Below are 25,007 nucleotides of genomic sequence, written 5' to 3' on the forward strand. Positions count from 1 at the left end.
CGCCCTCCAATGCGCGCCATTCACCGGGGGTCTTCACACCATGAGCCACGCTCCGCTGCTGCTGTTCCTGCACGTCGCCGCAGTCACGATCTGGGTCGGCGGCATGTTCTTCGCGTATGTCTGTCTGAGGCCGGTGGCCGCGGTGCAGCTCGAACCGCCCGCGCGGCTGCGGCTGTGGCGTGCGGTGTTCGGCCGCTTCTTCCCGCTGGTGTGGGCATCGGTCGCCGTCATTCTCGTCAGCGGGCTGGGGATGATGCTGGCGGTCGGCATGAAGGCGGCGCCGATCCACTGGCACCTGATGTTCGGCGTCGGCCTGATCATGATGTTCATCTTCATGCACGTGTTCTTCGCGCCCTACAAGCGGCTGCTGCGCGCGGTCGATGCGTCCGACTGGCCGGCCGGTGGTGCGGCGCTGGCGCAGATCCGCAAGCTGGTCGGGCTGAACACCGTGCTCGGCTTTGTCACCATCGCGCTGGCCACGCTGGGGCGCGCACTGGTGGCCGGATGAAGCACGTCCAGTCGCGCGACAACGCGCAGTTCAAGCACTTGCGCAAGCTCGCGACCTCGTCGCGCGCTCGGCGCGAAGCGGCGGAAACGCTGATCGACGGCCTGCACCTGTTCCGCAGCGCGCTCGACGCCGGCGTGCGCCCCAAGCTGGCGATCGTCGCCGAGCGCGCGCTCGATCACCCCGAGGTGAAGGCCGCGCTGGCGGAGCAGGGCGAAGCCGTGCTGCTGCTCGCCGACGCGCTGTTCGACGAACTGAGCCCGACCGACACGCCGACCGGCCTGCTCGGGCTGATCGACATCCCAGCCGAGGCGGAGGCGCCGATCACCGGTGACTGTCTGGTGCTCGACGCAGTGCAGGACAGCGGCAATCTCGGCACGCTGCTGCGCGCCGCCTGGGCCACCGGCGTGCGCGACGTGCTGCTGACCACCGGCTGCGCCCAGGCGTGGAGCCCCAAGGTGCTGCGTGCCGGGCAGGGCGCTCATTTCAGCCTGCGCATCCGTGAGCACTGCGACGTGGCGGCGGCGCTCAAGGATTTTCCGGGCCGCATCGTCGCCACCCGGCTCGATGCACGCACCTCGCTGTATGCGCTGGACCTGCGCGGCCCGATCGCCTGGCTGTTCGGCAACGAAGGCGCCGGCCTGTCGCCGGCCGTCAGCGCGCTGGCGACCGACCCGGCCATCATTCCGATGCCCGGTGCGGCCGAATCGCTGAATGTCGCGATGGCGGCCACCGTCTGCCTGTTCGAGCAGGTGAGGCAGCGCACGCGCGGTTGAAGCGTCGCAAAGCGGTCGGGAGGGGCAGGGAGCTTTTCCCTGTACAAGCGTCGAGGCAGTTTTGAGAATCGGGCATCCGCGGACCTGAACGTCTGCTCATCCACCGGTGCGCGCGCCCTCCGATTCCCGCCATGCAGATCGAACATCCCGTCCGTCAGGAACTGGTCAAGGACCTGTACATCGATCATCAGGGATGGCTGTTCGGCTGGCTGCGCAAGAAGCTTCGCTGTCCTTCCGACGCCGCCGACCTGACGCAGGACACCTTCGTCCGCGTCATGCAGTGCGACGAACTTGCGCAACTGCGTGAGCCGCGCGCCTTCCTGACGACGACCGCGGGTCGGCTGCTGATCGATCACCTGCGCCGTCGCAAGCTCGAACAGTCGTATCTCGGTGCTCTGGCGCTTTACGCGTCGGATGCGTCCGCCCCCTCGGCCGAAGATCATCACGCGGCGCTGGAAACCCTCAATGCGCTGGCAACCATGCTGGAGACCTTGCCGCCGAAGCCGCGCAAGGCCTTCCTGCTGTATCGACTCGACGGGCTGCCGCACGCCGAAATCGCTACCCGCCTCGGGGTGTCGGTCAGCATGATCAAGCAGTATCTGGCTACCGTCCTGATGCAGTGCTACCGCGTGCTGTACGGCTGACCATGTCGCACTCGGCATCGACCGCTGCGCAGCATGAGCGCGCCACCGAGGACGGTACGCCGTCGGCCGCCGTCGTGGCCGCGGCGACGGAGTGGTACCTGAAGATGCAGGACGACGCCTGCACGCCGGAACAACGATCCGCACTGCACGACTGGCTACAGGCCGATCCGATGCACCGTCTCGCTTATGGCCGCATCGATTCGATATGGTCGCGCTTCGGCCAGGTCGATGCGCGCGCCGGAAAGGCTGCCCTTGACGCAAGCCTCTCTGGATCAGGGCGACGCCGCCGCGCCCTGGCCGGTGCGCTGATGCTCGCGTGCACCGTGGCCGGCAGTGGCTGGCTGGCGCTGCAATCGCAGACCGCACGCTACCTGCTGGCCGACCATCGCACGGCGCCGGGCGAGCGGCTGACGATCACGCTGGACGACGGCAGCCGCATCACGCTCAACACCGACTCGGCGATAGACGCGCAGTACACCGGTCAGGAACGTCGCATCGTGCTGCGGCGGGGCGAGATTCTGGTCGAAGTGAGCGCCGACCCGCAGCGTCCCTTCGTGGTCGAAAGCCGGCACGCGACGGCCCGCGCGCTCGGCACGCAGTACGTGGTGCGCGACGACGCCGACGCGACGCGCGTCGCGGTGATCGAGTCGACCGTCGAGGCGTGCAGCCGCGCTGTCGGCACCTGCACCACGCTGGCGCCCGGCAGCGCAACCCGGATCACCGATGGAGGTGTCGGTGCGACCGAGGCGGCCGATATCGACGCGCTCATCGGCTGGCGCGACGGCGTGCTAGCGGTCGACGACAAGCCGCTCACCGAGGTACTGGCCGAACTCGAGCGCTATCGCCGCGGCACGCTCTACTACGACGCGGAAGCGCTGCAGGGCCTCTCGGTTTCGGGCGTGTTCCCGCTCGACGACACCGACCGGGCGCTTGCCGCACTGAGCGCGAACCTGCCGCTGCGCATCACCCGTTACACCGCCTACATCGTCCGCATCGACCGCCGCTGATTTTTTCGACGCCGACTGTACTTTTGCCGTCGTCCTTCGTCATTGCCCGCGATTACACAAAAAAAGCGGGGGAGCTCATGAAGGGGACAGATGGTCGCAATGGTGCACGTGCCGGCAAGCGCTTACTGGGTGCGGCGGCGCTCGGGCTGGCAGTCGTCAGCCTGCCCACCGCTGCAGATGCGCTGCGGCTCGAACTGGCCGACGCGACGCGCAACGATACGGTACGCAGTTACGACATCGCACCGGGGCCGCTCGGCGACACCCTCAATCGCGTCGCGCGCCGTGCGGGCGTGGTGTTTACGTTTGAGCCTTCACTGGTCAACGGCAAGCGCAGCGCCGGTGTCCGCGGGGATTTCTCGGTGCGCGAGGCATTCACCGCCGCGCTGCAGGGAAGCGGGCTCGAACTGCGTATCGACGAAGCGGGTGGATACACACTGCGCCGTGCCCCGGCGCAGCCGCTGCCTGCCCTCGGTGACCCATCCTCGTCCGTCCATCAGCTCGAAGCGATCCAGGTGCGCGCCAAGCGTTTCCACGAGATCGGTCCGCTGCCGGGCCTCGGTCTGACGAAAGAGGAAATCCCGGGCAATGTGCAGAGCCTCTCCGCCGAGGACATCCGCAATGCCCACGCGGTCAGCGTGGCCGATCTGCTGAACTCGACCATGCAGTCGGTCAACGTGAACGACTACCAGGGCAACCCGTTCCAGATGGACGTGAACTACCGGGGCTTCACCGCCAGTCCGCAACTCGGCACGCCGCAGGGCCTGTCGGTGTTCATCGACGGCATACGCGTGAACGAACCCTTCGGCGACGTCGTGAACTGGGACATGATTCCGATGAACGCGCTGTCGGGCTTCGACGTCTTTCCGGGCTCGAATCCGATCTTCGGTCTCGGCACGCTGGGCGGCGCCTTCTCGATGCGCACCAAGAGCGGTTTCGACAGCCCCGGCGTCGAGGCCGAACTGCTCACCGGCGCGTTCGGCCGCAACCAGCTGCTGGTTTCGGGCGGCTGGAACAACGGCAGCGTGGGCCTTTTCGGCGCCGGCAACTTCTTCGTCGAAGACGGCTGGCGCGACAATTCGCCGACCAAGGTGAACCAGGTGTTCGGCAAGGGCAGCTATCGCAGCGACCGGCTGGACCTGAACCTCAGCTCGCTGTACGTCTGGAACGACCTCGTCGGCAACGGGATGATTCCGAGCCAGATGTATGCGCAGGACCGCAACGGCGTATTCACGTCGCCGGATACGACGAAGAACCGGCTGCTGCAGCTGCAGCTGTCCGGCAGTTTCATCGTCAACGACAACTTCACCATTACCGGCCAGGTTTACCAGCGCGACAGCAATCGTCGCGCCCTCGGGGCCGACGTCTATACCGAATTGCGCGGCGACTACGCGCGGCGCAAGCTCGATCCGGGCGAGCAGTACACCTGCCTGTACAACAGCAGCAACAAGTACGGTCTGCCCGACTACTACGTCGTCGCTTTCGATCCGAACGACTGGTTCTCGCCGGCGTATCCGGAGTTCCTGAACTTCCTGATGGACTACGCGACCAATGGCGTCGCCAACCCGGCCCTGCTGCCGGACGGCGCGTTCAATGCTGACCTGCCCGACGATTACGCGGCACACGCGAAGTACGAGTTCGACACCTGGAAGAACTACCACCAGGCGCTGTTCTACGTGCCGCAGGCGGTGACGCGCCCGCCGGTGCTGCCGGGCGACCCAACCTCGTATTCGAATGGCGAACCGTCTTACACGGCGGGCACCTGGGTCGGCGGCAGCGCACCCAGAGTGCCGGCCGGTGACATCGACGTCATCGGCGGCATGACTGCGAGCTTCTTCTACACGCAGGATGGCGTGAAGCACGCCGTCATGACGGTCACCCCCTTCAACGGCGACAACTGTGCCGCCACGCAGGACCGGGACGTGACCTCGCAGCGTGGCGAACTGACCCAGCGCGACCCGGTGACCGGCAACGTGCTGATGACCGACGGTTTCGGCACCACCCGACCGGGCGTGGTCGAGGGCACGCCGACTGCGGTGCTGACCAATACGCGGATCGAACAGATCATCCACGGCGCGTCGATGCAGCTGAACTGGAACTACGATCGCCACAAATTCATGGTCGGCGCATCGGTCGACCGCGCGAAGGCGCGCTACGGCAGCGGGCAGATGCTCGGGCTGCTCGACGCCGAGCGCAATGCCTATCTGGCACCGGACGAGATCCGTGATCAGTACGCCGCGGCCGACGAAGAGGTGCGCAACAACGACTTCGCCGGCACCTCGATCACCAAGAGCCTGTATGCGAGCGAGACCTGGAGCCCGGTCGAGACGGTGCACCTGACCGGCGCGGTGCGCTTCAACCACACGCGGGTCAAGAACGTACTGGCCTCGCGCAGCTACGGCTTCACCGTTTTCGACCTTGCCCAGTACGAGGCCTATCCGAACTTCTACGACATCTGCGTCGATGGCGTGTGTCCGACCACCGGCTATCGCGTGCCCGACCTTGCGCGCATCATGAACCCGGCGGAAACCGAGCACTTCACCTATCGCTCGCTGAATCCTTCGCTCGGTGGCACCTGGCAGGCGCAGCCGGACCTGAACGTCTATGGCAACTGGGCACGCGGTGCGCGCACGCCGTCGGTGATCGAACTGGGCTGCGCGCTCGACCACACGCTGGTCAAGATGAGCGGCAACAAGTACATCGAGAAGGGGCTGCTGGAAAACCGCTCCTGCTCCTTACCCTCGACGCTGTCGGGCGACCCCTATCTGCCGCAGATCCGCGCCGAAACCATCGACTTCGGCATGCGCGGCCGCTGGGGCGACAACATCGAGTGGAATCTCGGCGCCTACCGTACCGATCTGAAGGACGACATCTACCTGGTGACCTATCCGGGCAACCGCAGCTTCTTCGACAGCATCGGCGACACCCGCCGGCAGGGCATCGAAGCCGGCATGACCGCCCAGCTGGGCAAGGCGCGCCTGCGGCTGAACTACGCGCTGACCGACGCCACCTTCCAGGAGTCATTCGTCATGGCGGCGAACGACAACAGCAGTGCGACGCTGGAGCCCTACTGCAATGCCTCCGGCCAGTGCATCTACGATCTGGACGATCCGGTCGGGCGCATCCGCGTCAAGCCGGGCAACCGCATGCCGGGCATACCGCTGCACAACCTGAACGCCACGCTGAGCTACGAGGTGACCGACAAGTGGACCGTGGGCGTGACGGCGATCGCCCATTCGACCGCCTACGTGCGCGGCAACGAGAACAACGAACACAGGGAAGGGGTCGTGCGACAGGTGCCGGTCGACATCTACGACGGCAACGGCGCCGTTATCGGCCAGCAGATCGTCAGCCTGCAGCCGACCGGCAACAAGGGTTCGGTGCCGGGACACGTCGTCTTCAACGTCCACACGAGCTACAAGCTCACGCCGGAATGGACGCTGGGCATGCGCATCAACAACCTGCTCGACAAGGAATACTTCAGCGCCGGCCGCCTCGGCGTGAATCCGTTTTCGCCGTCGATACACGGCGCCATCGGGCCGGACGGCTACAACCACAACTCCAGTGACTGGCTCAGCACCAACTTCCTGGCACCGGGCGCACGGCGCGGAATCTGGCTGACCTTGAGCTATCAGCTCGATCCGCGCTGAGCCGCCGTCAAGCTGCGGATTCCCCCGCAACGTCTGGCCTGGCCGCCCAGGGCACCAGGCCGGCGGCGGTGGCCAGACGCACCAGCTCGACGTCGCTGCGCACGTCGAGCTTCTGACGGATTTCGCTCATCCGGTTCGAGATCGTTTTCGGGCTCAGCTTGAGCGCGTCGGCGATCTCGTCGACGGTCATGCCGGCCAGCAGCAGGCGGCAGATTTCGAATTCGCGCGGCGTCAGCACGTCGAGCCGCTTCTCGTCCGGCATCACGTTGTCCAGCGCCAGCTGTTCGGCGACGCGCGGGCTCAGCGTGCGCCGGCCCTGGGCGGCGGCGATCACCGCCTGCACCAGCGCTTCGGGCTCCGTGTCCTTGGTCAGGAAGCCGATCGCGCCGGCTTCCAGTGCCTGGCGGGCGAAAGCCGGCTGCGCGTGCATCGAGAACATGAGCACGCGCGCCCGGCTGTCGAGCGCCAGCATGCGGCGCGCCGCCTCGATGCCGCTGGCGCCGGGCAGCGAAATGTCCATCACCACGACGTCCGGTTTCATCAGTCTGAACAGCTGGTAGGCCTCGTCGGAACTGCCGGCTTCACCCACCACCTCCATCATGCGGTTGTGTTCGAGGAAGCGGCGGTAACCGGCGCGCACAACGGCGTGGTCGTCGACGAGCAGAACGCGGATGGGAGTGTTCGGAGCCATGTCAGTGTTCCTGTACCGAGGTTTTCAGGGGCAGCCAGGCAGTCACTTCCCAGCCGCCGCGCGAACGCGGTCCGGCCTGGCAGTCACCACCCAGTGCGAGCGCGCGTTCGCGCATGCCGACCAGACCGAAGCCGCTTTCGGGTGCGACGTAGGGCGTTGGTTCGCCGTCGTCGGTCACCCGCAGCGATACGCGGCCGAGCCGCGGGTCGATGCTCAGATGCACATCGACCCGGGTGCACCGTGCGTGCTTGGCCGTATTGGTCAGGCACTCCTGCACGATGCGGTAGAGCGTGATGTCGTGCATGGCCGACAGCTGGCCGAGGTCTTCGTCGAGATGGAACACCACCTCGACCTTGTCGGCGCCGCGGCTGCGCTGCGTGCCCAGTTCAGCCAGCGCGTGGCGCAGGCCCAGTTCCTCGATGTCCGGCGGGCGCAGGTGTTCGAGCAGGTTGCGCACCAGACGCAGCAGATGGCCGACCTGTTCCGACATCCAGCGCGCCGCTTCACGGTGCTCGGCCAGTTCAGGCCGGCCCTCGCAGGCGTCGGCGAGCAGACGCGCGTGCGGATGGATGGCGACCAGATAGGGGCTCAGTTCGTCGTGCAGGTCGCGCGCCAGCGACTGGCGGATTTCCTCTTCGTGCGTGATCAGCTTGCGCAGCAGCCGCGCGCGTTCAGTCACGGCAGCCTCCAGCGTAGCCGCCATGCTGTTGAAAGAATCGGACAGCGGGGCCAGATCGCCCGGGCCGACGTTGTCGAGCCGCGCATCGAGCCGGCCTTCGCCGATCGCCGACAGCGCGCGCATGACGCTGCCCAGCGGCTGCAGCGCGCGGCCGACCGCCCAATACACCATGAAGCAGGCGATCAGCCCGATCGCCAGCACCATGCTGGTCTGCTTGATGTAGTCGTCCCAGATCTCGCGCAGTTCGTCGTCGGCGTTCGGCACCAGCAGGTAGTAGCCGACCACGCGCTCACCAACGCGGATGTCCTTGCGCAGCGGCGGCAGGTTGCGCAGGCGCTCGCCCATCCAGTTCAGCGCGGCCGGCGCCTCGATCGGCGGCGCGTCGCGCGAACTCAGTATGGTGCGCCCGTCCAGCGCGTGTACCTCGACGGTGAGGTGGCGCAGCGTACGCAGTTCCTGCGTGAGCTCGATGTGCGCGAGCAGCGACTCGGTAGACATGCCGGGCGGCGCCGGCGTCAGCACGCTGGGCAGCAGCGCGTGCGCAAGGCGGGCCACCGAATCGATCTCGGTCACGGCGTCGTCGTGGGCGTCGTAGAGCCTGCGCCCGCTGTCGGCAATCACCAGCAGGGTCATCAGCGAGGCGATGATCAGGGTGAGTCTGAAACGCAGACTCATGCAGGCATTTCCGGAAGTTGCGTGACCGGGCATCGTAATGCGAAGGCTGTCGGGAAATCCTCCCGCGCATCGCGCGCCGCCGTCCGTGGCGCGGGACAGCATCCCGCCTGGTGCGATTGGATTTCCCTGCCGAGGGTGGCTGTGACTCACCGATATTGAACGGCGCTGTCGCCGTTCGAGCGGCACGTCACCGAGGAGAAAGCCATGAAGAAAACTGCCCTGATCTGCACGCTGGCTCTGCTTGCCACGCCAGTTCTCGCCGCCGACGCGAAGAAGCCGTCGTCGGACAAACCCGAACTGGCCCGCGACTGGGTCGAGATGGACGCCAACAAGGACGGCTACATCACGCCGGACGAAATGGTCGCCTGGGAGAAGAAGCGCGCCGACGCCAAGAAGTGAGCGGACGGTGCCGGCCGCAGTCCGGCACCTGCCCATTTTTTTCAAGACTTTTCAAAAAGCAAAAACCGGTAAGAGCCTGTCGGCGGACGGAACTGCAAAGTGCCGTCCCGTCTCTATGCGGGGCATTCGATTTGCGCGCTAATTATTGCCGCATCGATGCATCCCACAACCGACGACAGGAGATGGCAATGAAGAAGTTCAGTCTTGTTTTTGCAGCCTGCGCCGTAATGAGCGCCGGCGCCTACGCAGCCGACAAGAAGGCCGACAAGCCCGAGCTGGCACGCGACTGGGTGGCGATGGACGTCGACCGTGACGGCCACATCACGCCGGACGAAATGGTCAACTACGAAAAGAAGAAGGCTGCGCAGAAAAAGTGAGGGCCGGGGGCAAGCGCCCCCGATCTGTCGTACCGACGGGAGCCGCTGTGCGGCTCCCGTTCGTTTGTGCACGTCCGGTACGCCACGCCGACGCCGAGGCCGCCTACACTGCGGCCATGGACTGCGTACTGATTTCCCATCCCGACTGTCTGGAGCACCGTCCGGGCGACCGTCACCCCGAATCCCCGGCGCGCCTGCAGACCGTGCTCGCCGAACTGGAGCGCACCGGCATCACGCGCACCTGGCGGCGCGCCGAAGCACCGCTGGTCACCCGCGCGCAGCTGGAGCGCGTGCACACCGCCGCCTATCTCGACGAGGTCGAGCGTGTCGCTCCCAAGAGCGGCACCTACAAGCTGGAGAGCGATACCGTGATGTCGCCCGGCTCGCTCGCCGCCGCCTCGCGCGCCGCCGGCGCCGTCGTGCAGGGCGTCGATCTGGTCATGAGCGGGCGGGCCAAGGCGGTCTTCTGCGCGACGCGCCCGCCCGGCCATCACGCGAAGCCGGGTGAGGCGATGGGCTTCTGCATCTACGGCAACGTCGCGGTCGGCGCCGCGCACGCGCTGGCGACGCACGGCATCGAGCGCGTGGTCATCGCCGACTTCGATGTGCACCGCGGAAACGGCACCGAACTGATGTTCAGGCGTGAGCCGCGCGTGCTGATGGCCGACAGCTTCCAGCACCCGTATTACCCGCGCGGCGAGTTTCCCGAGCGCGCCGGCTACATCCCGCTGCGCATGGCGGCGGGTGAGGGCTCGGACGCCTTCCGCCGCCACTGGAAGGAGGTCGCGCTGCCAAAGCTGCGCGCCTTCCGGCCGCAGCTGGTGCTGATCTCCGCCGGCTTCGACGCGTTGCGCGACGACCCGTTGGCCAATATCGAACTCCAAGCCGCCGACTACCGCTGGATCACGCACGAACTGCGCGACATCGCCGAAGCGTCGGCGCAGGGCCGCATCGTGTCGACGCTGGAAGGCGGCTACGGTCTGCCGGCCATCGGCCCGGCGGTGGCCGCTCACCTGATGGCGCTCGGCGACTGCAGCGTCTAGACTGCGCCGGCATTCACTGCGGACTTTCAATATGGATATTCAATGGTGGCACTGGCTGGTCGCCGGTCTTGCGCTGCTGGTGATCGAACTGGCCGTGCCCGGTATGGTGGTGCTGTGGTTCGGCGTCGCCGCGATCGGCATCGGTCTGCTGCTGTGGGCGGTGCCCACACTGTCGCTGACGCTGCAGCTCGCCTTGTGGGCGGTGCTGTCCTGCGTGCTGGTGTTCGCATGGTTCCGCGTGTTCCGCGCCGACCAGCACCGCACGCACGCCGGCATGTCGGCCGGTGACGTGCTCGGCGAGGTCGGTCTGGTGGTGCACGAGATCACCCCCTTCGGTCGCGGCCAGGTGCGCTTCCAGAAGCCGCTGCTGGGCGCCGACGTATGGGACTGCATCGCTGACGACACGTTGCCGGTCGGCGAGCGGGTGAAGGTACTGTCGGTCGAGGGCTCGCTGCTCAAGGTCGGGCGCACGCACATCAACAAAAACTGAGGGAGGTTCGCCATGAGTTCCGGACTGGTCGTCGTCATCGCACTGCTGATATTCGTCGCCGTCACGCTGGCCAAGGGCCTGCGCGTGGTACCGCAGGGCGAGGAGTGGGTGGTGCAGCGCATGGGCAAATACCTGCGCACGCTGCTGCCCGGCCTCAACATCATCATTCCCTACCTCGACGACGTCGCCTACAAGGTGGTGACCAAGGACATCATCCTCGACGTGCAGGAGCAGGAGGTGATCACCCGCGACAACGCGGTCATCCGTACCAATGCGGTCGCCTTCATCAAGGTGACCGACCCGGTCAAGGCGGTCTATGGCGTGACCGACTTTTCCGAGGCCATCCGCAACCTGATCATGACCACGCTGCGTTCCATCGTCGGCGAGATGGATCTCGACCAGGCGCTGTCCAGCCGCGACAAGATCAAGGTGCGACTGCGCGAGAGCATCGCCGACGAGGCGATCGACTGGGGCCTGACCGTCAAGTCGGTCGAGATCCAGGACATCAACCCGTCCGACTCGATGCAGCGCGCGATGGAACAGCAGGCCAGCGCCGAGCGCGAGCGCAAGGCCATGGTGACGCGCTCCGAGGGGCAGAAGCAGTCGATGATTCTCGAAGCCGAGGCGCGGCTGGAGTCGGCCAAGCGCGACGCCGCCGCCCAGGTGACGCTGGCCGAGGCGAGCGCCGAATCGATTCGCCGCGTCACCGCATCGCTGGGCGAGCAGCAGCTGCCGATGATGTATCTGCTCGGCGAGAAGTACATCGCCGCGCTGAACAAGCTGGGCGAATCGCCGAACGCCAAGGTGGTCGTGCTGCCGGCCGACCTGCAGGACGCCGTCGCCGGCATCTTCGCGCGCGCTGGCGGGAAGGGCTGAGGCGCTGAGGCCCTGCGGCCCTGCGGCCGATCAGCCGATCCAGAACCTGCAGGAATCCTGACATGCCCGGCCCGCTCGCGCGGGCAGGCAGCTGATCGGCGAGAATCGGCCCGTAGGCGGCCTTGCCCGCTCCCGCACCTGAGACAACACGAATGAGCGACATCGAACGCGAATCCATGGAATTCGACCTGCTGGTCGTCGGCGCCGGCCCGGCCGGGCTGGCGGCGGCGATCCGCGCGAAGCAGCAGGCGGCACAGGCCGGCATCGAACTGTCGGTGTGCGTGATCGAGAAGGCGGCCGAAATCGGTGCCCACATCCTGTCCGGCGCGGTGATGGACCCGCGCGCGCTGACCGAACTGCTGCCCGACTGGGCCTCGACCCGCGCGCCGCTCGACACGCCGGTCACCGAAGACCGCATGCTCTTCCTGTCGGAAACCGGCGCGCGATCGCTGCCGCACGCGCTGCTGCCGCAGAGCTTCCATAACGACGGCAACTACATCGTGCGCTTGGGCCACGTCGTCAAATGGCTGGGTGAACAGGCGGAAGCGCTGGGCGTCGATGTGTTCGCTGGCTTCACCGGCGCGCAGCTGCTGATCGAAGACGGCAAGGTGGCCGGCGTCATCACCGGCGACATGGGCCTCACGCGCGACGGCGAGCCGGGGCCGAACTTCCAGCCGGGCATGGCGCTGCGCGCGAAATACACGCTGTTTGCCGAGGGCTGCCGCGGCCATCTGGGCAAAGAGTTGGAACAGCGCTTCAATCTGCGCGACGGCGTCGACCCGCAGACCTACGGCCTCGGCCTGAAGGAACTGTGGGAGGTGCCGGCAGCGCAGAGCCAGCCCGGCCTGGTCGTGCACACCGCCGGCTGGCCGGTCGATAACGCCACTTACGGCGGCGGTTTCATCTATCACCTGAAGGGCAATCTGGTCGCCATCGGCTACGTGGTCGGGCTCAACTACAGCAACCCGCACCTGTCGCCTTTCGAGGAATTCCAGCGCTACAAGACCCACCCGGTCATCCGCACCCACATCGAGGGCGGCCAGCGCCTGTCGTACGGCGCGCGGGCGATCACCGCCGGCGGTCTGCAGAGCCTGCCGAAACTGGTGTTCCCGGGCGGTGCGCTGATCGGCGACGACGCCGGCTTCCTCAACGCCGCGCGCATCAAGGGCAGTCACGCCGCGATCAAGAGCGGCATGCTGGCCGCCGACGCCGCGGTCGAGGCCATCGCCGCCGGACGCGCGCAGGACGCGCTCGCCGCCTACCCGGAAAACTTCCGCATCAGCTGGCTGCGCGACGAGCTCTACCGCACGCGCAACTTCAAGCCCTACATGAAGAAAGGCCTGTGGCTGGGCGCCTTCCTGTACGGCGCCGAACAGCTGCTGTTCAAGGGCGCCGTGCCGTGGACGCTGCGCAACACCGCCGACCACACCTCACTGCAACCGGCGGCGAGCTGTACGCCGATCGACTACCCGAAGCCGGATGGCGTGCTCACCTTCGACCGCCTGTCCTCGGTTTTCCTGTCGAGCACCAACCACGAAGAGGACCAGCCCTGTCACCTGCGGCTCAAGGACGCGGCGGTGCCCATCACCGTGAACCTCGCCGCCTACGACGCACCGGAACAGCGCTACTGCCCGGCTGGCGTCTACGAAATCGTCCGCGAGCAGACTGGCCCGAGGCTGCAGATCAACGCGCAGAACTGCGTGCACTGCAAGACCTGCGACATCAAGGACCCCACGCAGAACATCACCTGGGTCACGCCGCAGGGCGGGGAAGGGCCGATCTACAACGGCATGTAGGTCAGTTTCCTGTGGAAGCGGCCCTGGCCGCGATAGAGCCTGGACCGGCGGCGCCTCTCTGCCCACCGCAGCAGTCGGGGTCAGAAGACCCCTCCCACAAAACCCTGGCTCAGGCCGTGGGTCGGGGGCGATCCCTGTGGGAGCGGCCTTGGCCGCGACTGGGCCGGGGCCCGGCGCTGCCATTCTGCTCACTGCCGCTGTCGGGGTCAGAAGCCCCCTCCCACAGGAGCGGCGCACCCGGCCGGCGACCTGAGCCTGGGCTGCCCTTCTGTGAGAAAACTCCGGCCCCGGCCGCCAAGCAGGCGCACTTCCTGTGGGAGGGGCCTTGGCCGCGATTGGGCCGGGACCCGGCGCCGCCACTCTGCTCACTGCCGCTGTCGGGGTCAGAAGACCCCTCCTACAGGGCGGTGCGTCTGATCCACGACCAGAGCCTGAGCGGGGGTTCTGTGGGAGGGGTCTTCTGACCCCGACACGGCCGCAAAAACCTCAACATCACCAACCCGCCGTGCCGCCGTCCGCAAAACCCGCCACACCCCTCACTTCGCCGGAACGCAGGTCCCCTTGGTCACCTGCGAACTCAGCAGCCCCAGGGTTTCAGCCGGCGCGCCGGCCTTCTTCGCCTGCCCATAGTGCTCGGCCCACTCCTGCCGCATCTGCGCTTCCGCCGACAGGCATTCGGCAAGGCTGCCGTAGACCAGATCGGTCTTGACCGGCGCGTTCATCACGATGACCACCAGCATCCATTTCATTCTTGTCCTCCCGGGGTTGATGTGACCTTGTGCTGCCTCTGAACGACGCCGTCCTGCGACGCACGAAACGCGGCCTGCAGTTCAGCCGCGCACCGCCGCCTCGATCGCCGCGATGTCTATCTTGGTCATGCCCATCATGGCCTCGAACGCCCGCTTCGCCGTCGCCGGGTCAGGGTGGGCGATGGCGTTCATCAGCGCCACCGGCGTGATCTGCCACGACAGCCCCCAGCGGTCCCGGCACCAGCCGCAGGCGCTCTCCTGACCGCCGTTGCTGACGATGGCGTTCCACAGCCTATCGGTTTCCGCCTGATCCGCCGTCGCCACCTGGAACGAGAACGCCTCGGTCTGCGGAAACGCCGGCCCGCCGTTCAGCCCGAGGCAGGGGATGCCCATGACGGTGAATTCCACCGTCAGCACATCGCCGGCCTTGCCGGACGGATAGTCAGCCGGCGCGCGATACACGTTGCCGACGAAGGAATCAGGAAAGGTGGCGGCGTAGAAGCGCGCCGCTTCTTCGGCACCGCCGTTGAACCACAGACAGACGGTGTTCTTTGCTGGCGTGACCATGATGCTTCTCCTCGAAGACGAAGATGCCGGATTGATCGAAGTGCTTCAGCGCGCCTCGCGGCTGCGCGACTGCCAGGTATCGGCACTCCAGGTCGGCGCCGCCTCCTCGATGAGCTGAAGAAGATCAGCCGGCAGGTCGTCCGAACCGGTCAGCTGGCGCACTTCCAGAATGTCGTCCGTACCGAGGCCGCAGGGCGCGCGCAGCGCCCACCCGATGGCTTCATCGAGAGACGCGACCTCGATGATGTAGAAGCCACCCACCAACTCCTTGGACTCCGCGAACGGACCATCGACGACATAGCGCTTGCCGTCCGCAACAGCAATCCGCGCGCCTTGCGCCGCCGGATTCAGACCTTCGGACGCCACCAGCACCCTGGCGGTGTGCATCTCTTCGTTGAAGCGCATGTAGGCCTTGAACAGGTCGGCATCGAACTCGTCGGTCTGCTCGGCGCTCCGGTTCGCCGGATCGGACTGCGCCGTGATGATGAATCGCATCGCCTGATCTCCATTCAGAGTGGGGTAGGGATGGGTACGACGAACGATGGGCTGTTGGATCGACACGGCGTTCGGACAGCAGCGTCGCGCAGGCAACAGGAAGCGTCCTCGCACGGCCCAATTTCAAGACAAGAACACATCCCTCAATTCGGGCTTGATTCGTGATCTTCAATGAACGCCCATGGGATTTCTCGCTTGAAAATTTCTATCGATTCCTCGATGACGCTTAATGGCACATCTCTCTTGTACAGAGAAAACTCTCTGGATTTACGAGCATCGTCGCGAAATATCTCCAATGCCAACGCACCATCCAGATATATTTCGATGCCAATTCCGTCGCGATGGCGCACATCGCTCGCCACAACGAACGTGATCTTGGGGCTTTTATCCATCAGTGCGCATGGGCAATCGCGTCGTAAAACAGGGCGCTAATCGGAACAATCATTGCACTACCTCCACTAGCTGAACTGGACCCTCGTATTCTCCAGTTAGTCGTTCTGCAAATTCGATAGCATCTTCGATTGACTCGCCCAGATGTGAAGATGTGAGAATAAAGTTCTGATCCGGAGAACCCGCAGAAATTGACGCATCGTCCACCATATTCTCGATCTCGCGGCAAGCCGGACCGACCACAGCGACGAACTTGACGCCGTCTTTCACAAGCTGCGCCGCAAGTTCAGTCATAGAAGCGGGTATGCCGTTCGGGCAATGCAATACGATCTTCTTCGAGAACGACATTTACACCTCACGGAACTGAGAAGTGGGGACTGACCCCGCCAACAATTCCGAAGAGCCGCGGCGCGGAAGATCAATATGGCCGCCAGTCAGAGCGTACGGAAAGTCAGACGGAATTTTCTAATTAAGCTTGTTAAGTGTGGATGAGGGATCGCGACGCACCACTAGAACGTGATGCGGACGGACTCCGACGAACGGGCCGCTTCGCCGTGGTACACCGCCTCGATGTTGTTGCCGTCGGGGTCGAGAACAAATGCCGCGTAGTAGCCCGGGTGGTAGGGCCGCTCTCCTGGCGCCCCGTTGTCCGTGCCGCCACTCGCCAGTGCGGCTGCGTAGAACGCATCCACCATCGCCCGGTCTTGTGCCTGGAACGCCAGGTGGCAGCGACCGGTGACCTTGCCTTGCGCCGCAACGCTCGTCGCCGTCGACACGAACAGCTCGTCTGCCCAGAAGTAGTCATCCGCCGAGCCGCCGAGGGGAAGGTTCAGAGCGCCGAGGGCGGCTTCATAGAAGGTCTTACTGGTCGCCAGATCGCTGACGACAAGCTGAATGTGGTCAATGAGGCGACCGCGATGCAGTTCCTGTGTTTCCATAAGTGCACTCCCTGTTTGAGGTACGGAACGATGAAATCCGACCCGCTACTCGGCTGTCGGTTGCGATGAATTGAAATTCCGAACGCGAAAACACCTTCGAAGAAAATCGCATCCATTACCGACCATTTTTTGCCAACATACTAATCGCCACACCTGCACTCCATCGGCCCCTTGCTTCGACTCGCTCTAGTCATGTGCTCTGGGTAGATAGGCACCATGCGCCCCTTCAAATCCAACTCCCCGCATTGCCTTGTGCAGTTTTCCGCGGCAGTCGGAATCAGACGCATGACCAATTCATATAACAAGGCCAAGAGAACGAGTGCGATGAATGCAAGTGCCAGTTGAAATTCAAGGCGCCTCAAGAAATTCGGAACTCTCAAAACCCCGCTCCTTCGAGATATCAGTGCCTCAAATCGAATGCGCGTCGAACACCGGAAAAACCGCGGGCTGGCCCATGCCGTTACAAGCCGTCATCGGAACCAGATCATCGGAACACCTTAAAAATCATTTTCTTGCCTTCCAGGAAAGTGATGAGAGTGGTCCCGGATAATGAAACAAACTCAATCCCGCCCTCAGCCGACGCCTGCTGCCCGATGAACAGTTTTCCATTCTTGATATGCCAGGAGAGAATTGGGGCCGTGACTGGGCCATCTTTCTTTCCTGTCGTCACCGCGACCCAATCTTTACTTGCGAAGCGTAGATGGAGGATATCCGTATCGCTTACCAACTCCAGCGTTGTCCCGACCAACCATTCAGAAGACCAGCCTTGAATCTCCGTCTGCGGTGGTTGCGCCGAAACTGGCGCCGCGAAAAAGAAAGTGCTCGCGCAGAGTATCAGGAGCGGGCCGAGCAGTTGGCTTCGACAGCTTGCCCATATACAGAGCAGTAATGACATAGGGTCTGGTCAAGATCTTTCGTGGTTCAAGTCAAAGACTATTCAAGGGAAAAATTGTGGTCTGTCCCCTATTGTTGCTTACCTATTGTTGCTTAGGTGTGCTTAGGTGAGCAGAGCATCACCTGAGCCCGCTGCGAAGTCCCGTGTAATAAGGATCGCGTGAGTCGAGGCTGCAAAGGAGATGCCCAAGAGGGATATGGCGAGCGTGGTGAAAATATTCTTCAAACCAATCCTTGCCAAAAAGGTGGTCAGACCAAAGTTCCGGCTGCCCGCCGGAGATTAAAATGACTGAAAACGTGTTCAATCCCTAATTGTGGTTTCTATTCTTCTTTGTTCTTCAAGACGGCACGCTCCATGGCCTCTCTTATTCCTGAAAATCGTTCGAGCTCACAGGCAAGTGCAAGTCTGTAACGAAGAACCCTTGATCGAACTCTGCACCCGTGCGCCTGTAACAGAAAACCAAGTAAAGGAAGCAAGAAATCCTTGCCAGAAACAATATCAAGCGGCGTGCGTAGCGCCAAGGCGCGCGTTCGAATATCTTCGTACCTCTTGTTTACCGTAACTTCGTCCTTAGCATTTGCGGCCTGGTTTAGCGCCGCGACTCTTCGTTGCTCAACTTTCTTGGATGACAGCGTAGTGACCTTAGTTGTTCTGTGTGTGGAACACAACGGACCGACGCCATTCGATACGGTAGGTTGCGATGGGTCACAATGATGAAGGGTCGCGAAGGCGGAAAAAAGGTCTACCAACGGTTCTTGGACCGAGGATTTCCAGGACCGAAAGTCGAGTCTCCTGTGAGATTCATCCTCAGTAAGAATTTGCTCCTCCATAAGAATCTTCGCAGCGGCTTTGTCGCATAGTAGAAGATTTTCAATGCAGTAGGCATCCAAGCGATATAGGAATGGAGCGTCGGATGGAAGAGGTAGGTTATTGACCCACTCAAGATCACCATCAATGATAAATACAGAGGGGCGCGCGTCTTGGTCATGGGTTCTCGCCTTGGCGATAACTGCATGGCGATTACCTAATGCGAATACTCGGGCTAATCGGACGCGGTCTCCCGCCACGCGTTTAAGCAATTGCGTGTAGAAAACTTCGTCGTTGGTATCTTCGACAAACACGTCAATTTCTTGCAGCGGTTCAAAAAGTTTTCTAACGGCGCCGAGAGCGCGCTTTGGCCACTGAATCATAAGGTCAGCTCACAAGGAACGGCACGACTCTGTTCGGTCGAGAATGATGGCGGGAGAGTGGGTGGCAAGAATCAATTGCACACTTGGGTTGGCTGTTTGGATAGCGTCGACAAAACGCTCTTGCCAATCGATATGAAGAGACAGTTCCGGTTCATCAACTATGAATACGCCGCTGCCCGCAAGGCTTGTATTCAATGACAGGTGCGCAAGCATCACCAGTAACTGGCGTTCGCCCGAAGATAGCGCAGTTATTGACCGCAAGGACGCAATACGATCACAAGAAACCGTTAGCTCTCCTCTGCCGGATACGGCGACCGTCTTTTTAGTTTGTTCAAGAAAGCCATTTACGAGTGACAGGAACTTATTTATTGGCTCTCGTAATGCAGAGCGCGCGGACAAGTATTCATCCAGTAGCTGCAGGTGTTCGAGAATTCTGTCGGCTTGGGGTTTGTTAATCACCCACTCCATGAAGTCCCTTTCGAGGATCGCAGGATCGTGCTTTACTTTTTCTGTCGTGCGCTTTTCTCTTTCCTTGGACTTCGTCGCCTTCACTGTCTTTTCAAGTGCATCTACTACAGTTGTCATTCGCTCGAAAAAGCCCGTGAGAGCGGACTGCAACTCGGGTACTGGAAGTCGCAGCCCCTCGGCCGCACGCTCAATATTCGTCTGATGTGCTCTATAACGCTCAAGCTCAGCTCTAGAGGGAAGTCGACTACCTTTCGTAATATCGCTTGGTTTGTATTCAAACGCCTTGGTAAAGAATTTCCGTCTCAAGTCTTCATCTAGCTGTTCCTGAGCAGCACGAATTTCTTGCATCTTGCCAAGAACTAGGAAGTTGACGTCAGCAAGCCCTGCCGCAGCATGACCCCTTAGAGTTGGATCATCGGGCATATATCTGCGAGCTAGCATCTCCCTTCGACGGAAATCGCTTATTTCCTCGGTGAGGGACATTTGAGAATAGAAGCGTCGATCTAGCCCAAGGAACATTGGAGTAGAAATGTCGCGAATTGCCTTAAAGACGGGGTGCGCGATAACTTTCTCTAACACCGGTTGTCGTGGCTCATCCCGACGTTTAGCCTCAACAATCAACTGAAGGTCCGCACTGGTCAATTGCATTACTTCCGAAAGCGAACTGGCTGAGAGTGAGAGTCCATCGGAGGTTCTGCACGCGGAGATCTCAACGGTTTGATCATTATCGAAGACGGTGACCGTGGCCTCCGAGAAGGAGATAGATGCAAACTCATCAACATTCGGGGTCAAGAGTGCCATCAAAAGTCGCAGTGCTGAAGTCTTTCCCGACCCGTTTAGACCCGTTATAAACGTAAGGTCTGGAAAGAATTCGACGTCGATTGGCAGGTAACCGTGGACGTTTGTTGCATGAAGTTTTCGTATTTTCATTTTGTATCTCGAATGAGGCTGATTAAGTCGGGGCTGTCTCTAAAAGAGGTTGTGCATAGGTAATCGCCGCTTGAGATATCACAGCGCAGCGCGATATCCGAGCGTATGACGAATTCGATTAATTTGTAAATTCAGGACATTGCAGAGGCCTTCATTTTGCGGAGCCTCTCATCTGCTGTGTTACACGACAATCGACCTTTCGGCGGATGCATCAGGCCTTGTGCTAACTTCTTGGTAGTAGCAGGTGTTTCTGACGCTCGCACCTGCGCCCGATGAGCACCGGTTCACAGCGTTTCAAACACCCTGTCCATTGCATGTCAGCGCATCATCAGGTTTTTCACCTACCGCCTGACGCAAGCATGAAAACGCGCATCACCGAACTTCTGGGCATCCGCTACCCCATCGTGCAGGGCGGGATGATGTGGGTGGGGCGGGCGGAGCTGGCTGCGGCGGTGTCGAATGCCGGGGGGCTGGGCATTCTGACGGCGCTGACGCAGCCGACGCCGGAGGCGCTGACGGCCGAGATCGCGCGCTGTCGCGACATGACGGATCAGCCTTTCGGCGTGAATCTGACCATCCTGCCGGCGATCAAGCCGCCGCCTTACGAGGCCTATCTCGACGCGATGCTGGATGCGGGCATCCGCATCATCGAAACGGCGGGCAACAATCCGGAGGCTTTCATCGCCAAGGCGAAGGCGCGCGGCGCGACCATCATCCACAAGTGCGTGGCGGTGCGGCATGCGCTGTCTGCGCAGAAGAAGGGCGTGGATATCGTGAGCATCGACGGCTTCGAGTGCGCCGGGCATCCGGGTGAGGACGATGTGCCGGGCCTGGTGCTGATTCCGATCGCGGCGCAGGCGCTGGACATTCCGGTCATCGCTTCGGGCGGCATCGGCGACGGTCGCGGCATGGCGGCGGCGCTGGCGCTGGGCGCCGAGGGGGTCAATATGGGCACGCGCTTCTGCGTGACGAAGGAGGCGCCCATCCACGACAGCATCAAGCAGGCGCTGGTGAATGCGAGCGAGCGGGACACGCGGCTCATCCTGCGCAGCCTGCACAACACGGCGCGGGTGTTCCGCAACGCGGTATCGGATGCGGTGGTCGAGGCGGAAAGCCGCGGCTGCACCTTCGACGACATCCGCCCGCTGGTCAGCGGTGCGCGCGGTGCGGCGGCGCTGGCGCAGGGTGAGGTCGATGGCGGCGTGATCACCGCCGGTCAGGTGATCGGGCTGATCCGCGACGTGCCGAGCTGCGCCGAACTGATCGCGCGCATGGTCGATGAATGCCGCGCTGCGCTGAAGGGCGCGGCCGAAAAGGCGAGCTGAGTCAGCGCCGGTCGGCGCAGAGCAGGCCGTCCTCCAGCCAGCGCGCGAGCCAGCCGCCAATCAGGGCCTGTGCGTCGTCCGACTCGACGGTTTCGCAGGCGGCGGCGAAGGGCATCCCGCTTTGCATGGCGGCGAGCATGCCGGCCTCTGCGGCGTCGACGGATCGGAAATGCGGCTGCACTCCCTTGCGCCAGACCAGTACCGTCATCGGCTGCGCCAGATCGACGACGGCCGGCGGCGTGTTGCCGCGGTCCATCGCGTGCCACAGGTCCAGTGTGTTGCGCTGCATGCGCAGCATCTGCGCGGTCGGGTGCAGGCGGAATACGACGGTGGCCCAGTCCTCTTCGCTGAAGGTCGCGAGCGCGGCAGCTTCGAGCGGCTGTGCGTCGGCGCCGTCGAAGGCGTCGCGCAATGCCCAGTCGAGGCGGGCCAGTTCGGCCACTTCCGGGTCGGCCGGCCAGGCCGTATGCAGCGCGTCGGCAAGGCCGTCGCCGAAGGGGCGCAGGCTGAAATGCGTCGGCGGATGCGCCTCGATGTAGCGCAGCCCGGCCTGCTCGAAAGCCTCGTCGCCGAGCCAGGCCCAGGTCTTGTCGAAACTGTCTTTCAGCGTGTCGAGCAGGCGCACGCGGTAGGCGTTCAGGTAGATGTGGGCGCGTGCCGTCGGCGCCAGGCCGTCGGCCGCGGCCAGCGTGTCGACGAAGCCGTTGGGCTCGCCGTGCAGGTAGCGCATGAATTGCCGCTGCAGTCCGGCCAGCGTGCTCACGCGGCCACCTGCTCGAAGGTCTGCGCGCGGGTGGCGATGCGGCGGGCGCGGGCGAGTTCGTTCAGCAGTTCGTGCAGGTCGGGGATGTTGTCGTCGCGCTCTATCATCGTCGCGACCTCGCCGAACATGCCGCAGGCGATGTCATAAAGCGCCCACACCTCTTCGCACACCGGCTGGTCGTGCGTATCGACCAGATGGTCGTCGTGCATCGAGTGGCCGGCCAGATGGATCTGCTGCACGCGCGCGGCGGGCAGCCCGGCGAGATAGCTCACCGGATCGAAGCCGTGATTGACGCTGCTGACATAGACGTTGTTCACGTCGAGCAGCAGCAGGCAGTCGGCTTCGTCGGCGACGGTGCGGATGAAATCCCACTCCATCATGTCGGACACCGCGTAGCCGAGATAGCTGGACACGTTCTCCAGCACCAGCCGGCGGCCGAGTTCGTGCTGCACCTGGCCGATGCGGCTCACCAGCAGGCGCACCGCCTCTTCGGTATAGGGCAGCGGCAGCAGGTCGTGCGCGTTGTGGCCGCCGACGCCGGTCCAGCAGAAGTGGTCGGATATCCACAGCGGATCGACGCGGTCTGCCAGCGCTTTCAGCTTCTTCAGATAGTCGCGGTCGAGCGCGTCGGTCGAGCCGATCGACAGCGCCACGCCGTGCATGGCCATCGGGTAGTCGGCGCGCAGGCGATCGAGCATGGCCATCGGCTTGCCGCCGGCGACCATGAAGTTTTCGGAAATGATTTCCAGCCAGTCCAGCGGCGCGCGCGTTTCCAGCAGCGCCGTGTAGTGGGCGGGACGCAGGCCCAGGCCGAAGCCGGGCGAGGGGGTGGTGAGTGTGGTCATCGGCAGTGCGCGGCCCGGCCCAGGCGGGCCCGGGCCGCGTGTCGGCGCGAAAGTGTTACTTGGCGGCCAGATCGCCGATGGTGCCGCCCTGACCCAGGCATTCCTTGGCGGTGGTGGCCTTGAAGCCGTGACCCTTGCAGGCGTTCTGACCCTTGCAGCTGTGTTCGGCGGTCGCGCAGTCGCTGTTGCCCTTGCAGGCATGCAGACCGTAGCAATGCACCTTGTCGCCAGCGGCGACAGCGGCGCCCTTGCTGCCGGCCGGCATGTCGGCGGCGAACACGGCACCCGACAGGGCGAAGGCGGCGGCAGCGGCGGCGATCGAGGCGCCGAAATGGGACTTGGACATGAATGTTCTCCTGAAGATGGTGTGCGGGCAGGGCGGGGCGGTGCCCCGCCACCTGTTTCGCGAGAACAGCCGCCGGTGTCCGGATCACTGCGCACTACGCTCTCCCGCCACTAGACCCGGGCGGGGTGCGGATGCTTACTTCGACGGAGAAACTTTTTCTGGCGACGCCCAGGGCAGCTGCTGCTTCTGCGCCTCGTCGTGCCAGCGCTCTTCCTCTTCGTGGATATAGCGCTGCGTGGTGCGGGCGTCGGTGTGGCGGGCGTCCTTCTGCACGTAGCGCTCGTTCATGCCGCTGTCGAGTTTGGCGGTGATGCCGGTGTGCCGGCCCCAGTGGGCGGAGGCGGCGCGCAGCTTCTCGCGCTTGTGCTCCGAGATTTCAGGCAGCAGTTCGGCGGCGGCGTAGAAGATCTTCTTCAGGATCTGGTTCAGCCGGCGCGCGGTGATCGGGCTGCGGTCCTTGATCGACACCAGCAGCGGCGTCAGGTCGGTGCGCTTGGGCATGGCGCTCAGGCCGAGGTGTTTGCGGTAGCGCACCAGCGCATGGACCATGTCGTCGGCCACCGGCACCTTGGCCTGCTTGCCGCCCTTGCCGACCACATGCCACCACCAGCGGCCGCGCTCTTCGCGGAAGCTGTTCATGCGGTGCGATTCCAGCTCGCCAGCGCGCGGCGCCAGCATGTAGAGCAGGGCGGCGATGAAGCGTGCGCGCTCGTATTCGTCGCGTTCGCCGTCGGTGTCGCGCGGCATCGCCTCGATGGCCTGGGTGACTGCCTGCCACATTTCGGCGTCGAGGAAGCGCTCGACCTTCTGCATTTCCTCGGTCTGCGCGATCACGTGCGCCGGGCCGTTCTTTTCCAGCGACAGCTTGCGCCGGCGCTGGCGGATCAGCCCCAGTGGGTTGCCGGCGAGATAGCCGGCGTCGACCAGATAGCTCATCAGCGAATTGATGGCGGCGATCGCGGTGAGCACCGCCGATTCCGACAGCGGGCCGACGAAGGGGCGCCACTCGGCGCGCACGCGCTGCACCTTGGGGCCGCACCACAGCGCGGCCGGCTGCGGGTCGGCGAGAAAGTGCAGATAGCCTTCGAAGTCCTGCCGGTTCAGGCTGGACAGCGGCCGACCGCACTCGATCAGCGACCACAGCAGCAGTCGCTCGCATTCGCGCTGGTAGATGCGGTGGGTGCCGGGCGAGCGGTCGTACTCGGCGAGGAAACAGCGGATCGCCTCGATGTCGGTCTGCGCGCCGATCTGCAGCCGCGCGCGGTCGGCGCGGTTCACGCCGTCGTGGCCGTCGAGCGCTTCCGGCACGGTGATCTCGTCGAGCGGACGCAGGGGAATCGGGAGTGCGGCGGTCGTCATGGTGGGCGATCTTACCTGCGCCGGGGAACCTGGACACAGCACTGACGGTCAGCGCGGCGTCAGCAGAATGCTGCGATGCCTGCGTGCCGGATGGGCCGTCCGCCGCGCCGGTCCGGCGGCGGCAAACAATGTATCCTTCGGC

The 25,007-nt window shown here is 63.8% G+C and carries 27 protein-coding genes; 12 read left to right on the forward strand and 15 right to left on the reverse strand.

The annotated features are described in order from the left end of the window. Nucleotides 1–40 precede the first annotated feature (40 nt). From AC51BJ_RS19045 to AC51BJ_RS19065, 5 genes are all read left to right on the forward strand, one after another. Nucleotides 41–508, forward strand: coding sequence for a CopD family protein (locus tag AC51BJ_RS19045; protein ID WP_496281275.1), 468 nt, complete (start codon nucleotides 41–43; stop codon nucleotides 506–508). After that, on the forward strand, nucleotides 505–1,281 hold the full coding sequence (locus AC51BJ_RS19050) for a TrmH family RNA methyltransferase (RefSeq protein ID WP_496281276.1): 777 nt from the start codon (nucleotides 505–507) through the stop codon (nucleotides 1,279–1,281). Before AC51BJ_RS19045 ends, AC51BJ_RS19050 begins: the two co-directional genes overlap by 4 nt. A 131-nt stretch (nucleotides 1,282–1,412) precedes the next feature. Further along, a complete protein-coding gene (locus AC51BJ_RS19055; protein WP_496281277.1) occupies nucleotides 1,413–1,925 on the forward strand; it encodes a sigma-70 family RNA polymerase sigma factor in 513 nt (170 codons plus the stop codon). Nucleotides 1,926–1,927: 2 nt separating this feature from the next. Beyond that, nucleotides 1,928–2,932, forward strand: a complete 1,005-nt coding sequence (locus AC51BJ_RS19060) for a FecR domain-containing protein (protein WP_496281278.1) — start codon at nucleotides 1,928–1,930, stop codon at nucleotides 2,930–2,932. 77 nt (nucleotides 2,933–3,009) lie between these two features. Next, entirely contained in the window at nucleotides 3,010–6,579 is a 3,570-nt protein-coding gene (locus tag AC51BJ_RS19065; RefSeq protein ID WP_496281279.1) for a TonB-dependent receptor, read from the forward strand. A gap of 7 nt (nucleotides 6,580–6,586) precedes the next feature. On the opposite strand, the gene AC51BJ_RS19070 is transcribed toward AC51BJ_RS19065, so the two are convergent. Beyond that, nucleotides 6,587–7,270: a response regulator gene (locus AC51BJ_RS19070; protein ID WP_496281280.1), complete on the reverse strand. Its 684-nt coding sequence runs from the start codon at nucleotides 7,268–7,270 to the stop codon at nucleotides 6,587–6,589. A gap of 1 nt (nucleotide 7,271) precedes the next feature. Continuing rightward, a complete protein-coding gene (locus tag AC51BJ_RS19075) occupies nucleotides 7,272–8,624 on the reverse strand; it encodes a sensor histidine kinase (protein ID WP_430434033.1) in 1,353 nt (450 codons plus the stop codon). A 204-nt stretch (nucleotides 8,625–8,828) separates the two neighbouring features. Between AC51BJ_RS19075 and AC51BJ_RS19080 the strand changes: the two genes are divergently transcribed. The 6 genes from AC51BJ_RS19080 to AC51BJ_RS19105 all read left to right on the forward strand — a co-directional run bounded on the left by AC51BJ_RS19080 (nucleotide 8,829) and on the right by AC51BJ_RS19105 (nucleotide 13,605). Then, entirely contained in the window at nucleotides 8,829–9,023 is a 195-nt protein-coding gene (locus tag AC51BJ_RS19080; protein ID WP_430434032.1) for a hypothetical protein, read from the forward strand. 188 nt (nucleotides 9,024–9,211) lie between these two features. Then, nucleotides 9,212–9,400 carry a hypothetical protein gene (locus AC51BJ_RS19085; protein WP_430434031.1) on the forward strand — a complete coding sequence of 63 codons (189 nt, stop codon included), beginning with the start codon at nucleotides 9,212–9,214 and terminating at the stop codon, nucleotides 9,398–9,400. 116 nt (nucleotides 9,401–9,516) lie between these two features. Further along, nucleotides 9,517–10,443, forward strand: a complete 927-nt coding sequence (locus AC51BJ_RS19090) for a histone deacetylase family protein (RefSeq protein WP_496281281.1) — start codon at nucleotides 9,517–9,519, stop codon at nucleotides 10,441–10,443. A gap of 31 nt (nucleotides 10,444–10,474) precedes the next feature. Continuing rightward, complete coding sequence (locus tag AC51BJ_RS19095; protein WP_430434029.1) at nucleotides 10,475–10,933, forward strand: NfeD family protein; 459 nt, start codon at nucleotides 10,475–10,477, stop codon at nucleotides 10,931–10,933. A gap of 12 nt (nucleotides 10,934–10,945) precedes the next feature. Continuing rightward, on the forward strand, nucleotides 10,946–11,809 hold the full coding sequence (locus AC51BJ_RS19100) for an SPFH domain-containing protein (protein ID WP_019918241.1): 864 nt from the start codon (nucleotides 10,946–10,948) through the stop codon (nucleotides 11,807–11,809). Nucleotides 11,810–11,961: 152 nt separating this feature from the next. Further along, nucleotides 11,962–13,605, forward strand: coding sequence for an electron transfer flavoprotein-ubiquinone oxidoreductase (locus tag AC51BJ_RS19105; RefSeq protein WP_496281282.1), 1,644 nt, complete (start codon nucleotides 11,962–11,964; stop codon nucleotides 13,603–13,605). Between the two features lie 536 nt (nucleotides 13,606–14,141). On the opposite strand, the gene AC51BJ_RS19110 is transcribed toward AC51BJ_RS19105, so the two are convergent. The 9 genes from AC51BJ_RS19110 to AC51BJ_RS19150 all read right to left on the reverse strand — a co-directional run bounded on the left by AC51BJ_RS19110 (nucleotide 14,142) and on the right by AC51BJ_RS19150 (nucleotide 20,227). Next, nucleotides 14,142–14,354, reverse strand: a complete 213-nt coding sequence (locus AC51BJ_RS19110) for a hypothetical protein (protein WP_374338958.1) — start codon at nucleotides 14,352–14,354, stop codon at nucleotides 14,142–14,144. Nucleotides 14,355–14,435: 81 nt separating this feature from the next. Then, complete coding sequence (locus tag AC51BJ_RS19115) at nucleotides 14,436–14,921, reverse strand: VOC family protein (RefSeq protein WP_430434025.1); 486 nt, start codon at nucleotides 14,919–14,921, stop codon at nucleotides 14,436–14,438. A 45-nt stretch (nucleotides 14,922–14,966) separates the two neighbouring features. Beyond that, on the reverse strand, nucleotides 14,967–15,416 hold the full coding sequence (locus AC51BJ_RS19120) for a YciI family protein (protein ID WP_496281283.1): 450 nt from the start codon (nucleotides 15,414–15,416) through the stop codon (nucleotides 14,967–14,969). Between the two features lie 143 nt (nucleotides 15,417–15,559). After that, on the reverse strand, nucleotides 15,560–15,808 hold the full coding sequence (locus AC51BJ_RS19125; protein WP_496281284.1) for a hypothetical protein: 249 nt from the start codon (nucleotides 15,806–15,808) through the stop codon (nucleotides 15,560–15,562). A gap of 49 nt (nucleotides 15,809–15,857) precedes the next feature. Then, the gene (locus AC51BJ_RS19130) at nucleotides 15,858–16,154 is read right to left on the reverse strand and encodes a DUF7684 family protein (RefSeq protein ID WP_496281285.1); all 297 of its coding nucleotides are present in this window, start codon (nucleotides 16,152–16,154) and stop codon (nucleotides 15,858–15,860) included. A 161-nt stretch (nucleotides 16,155–16,315) separates the two neighbouring features. Beyond that, nucleotides 16,316–16,744 (reverse strand): VOC family protein, encoded by a 429-nt coding sequence (locus AC51BJ_RS19135; protein ID WP_496281286.1) that lies wholly within the window; start codon nucleotides 16,742–16,744, stop codon nucleotides 16,316–16,318. 484 nt (nucleotides 16,745–17,228) lie between these two features. Beyond that, complete coding sequence (locus tag AC51BJ_RS19140; RefSeq protein ID WP_496281287.1) at nucleotides 17,229–17,639, reverse strand: hypothetical protein; 411 nt, start codon at nucleotides 17,637–17,639, stop codon at nucleotides 17,229–17,231. A 320-nt stretch (nucleotides 17,640–17,959) separates the two neighbouring features. Next, on the reverse strand, nucleotides 17,960–18,829 hold the full coding sequence (locus AC51BJ_RS19145) for a DUF4435 domain-containing protein (RefSeq protein WP_496281288.1): 870 nt from the start codon (nucleotides 18,827–18,829) through the stop codon (nucleotides 17,960–17,962). Nucleotides 18,830–18,838: 9 nt separating this feature from the next. Then, complete coding sequence (locus tag AC51BJ_RS19150; protein ID WP_496281289.1) at nucleotides 18,839–20,227, reverse strand: AAA family ATPase; 1,389 nt, start codon at nucleotides 20,225–20,227, stop codon at nucleotides 18,839–18,841. 314 nt (nucleotides 20,228–20,541) lie between these two features. On the opposite strand from AC51BJ_RS19150, the gene AC51BJ_RS19155 reads away from it, so the two are divergent. Continuing rightward, entirely contained in the window at nucleotides 20,542–21,552 is a 1,011-nt protein-coding gene (locus AC51BJ_RS19155) for an NAD(P)H-dependent flavin oxidoreductase (protein ID WP_496281290.1), read from the forward strand. Between the two features lies 1 nt (nucleotide 21,553). On the opposite strand, the gene AC51BJ_RS19160 is transcribed toward AC51BJ_RS19155, so the two are convergent. From AC51BJ_RS19160 to AC51BJ_RS19175, 4 genes are all read right to left on the reverse strand, one after another. Continuing rightward, a complete protein-coding gene (locus tag AC51BJ_RS19160) occupies nucleotides 21,554–22,315 on the reverse strand; it encodes an HvfC/BufC family peptide modification chaperone (RefSeq protein ID WP_496281291.1) in 762 nt (253 codons plus the stop codon). Further along, complete coding sequence (gene bufB, locus AC51BJ_RS19165) at nucleotides 22,312–23,160, reverse strand: MNIO family bufferin maturase (protein WP_496281292.1); 849 nt, start codon at nucleotides 23,158–23,160, stop codon at nucleotides 22,312–22,314. Before bufB ends, AC51BJ_RS19160 begins: the two co-directional genes overlap by 4 nt. Before the next feature lie 55 nt (nucleotides 23,161–23,215). Next, a complete protein-coding gene (bufA2, locus tag AC51BJ_RS19170) occupies nucleotides 23,216–23,506 on the reverse strand; it encodes a BufA2 family periplasmic bufferin-type metallophore (protein ID WP_019918254.1) in 291 nt (96 codons plus the stop codon). A 135-nt stretch (nucleotides 23,507–23,641) separates the two neighbouring features. Further along, complete coding sequence (locus AC51BJ_RS19175) at nucleotides 23,642–24,865, reverse strand: tyrosine-type recombinase/integrase (protein WP_496281293.1); 1,224 nt, start codon at nucleotides 24,863–24,865, stop codon at nucleotides 23,642–23,644. Nucleotides 24,866–25,007 lie beyond the last annotated feature (142 nt).

Source organism: Methyloversatilis sp. S146-33 (assembly GCF_059552495.1).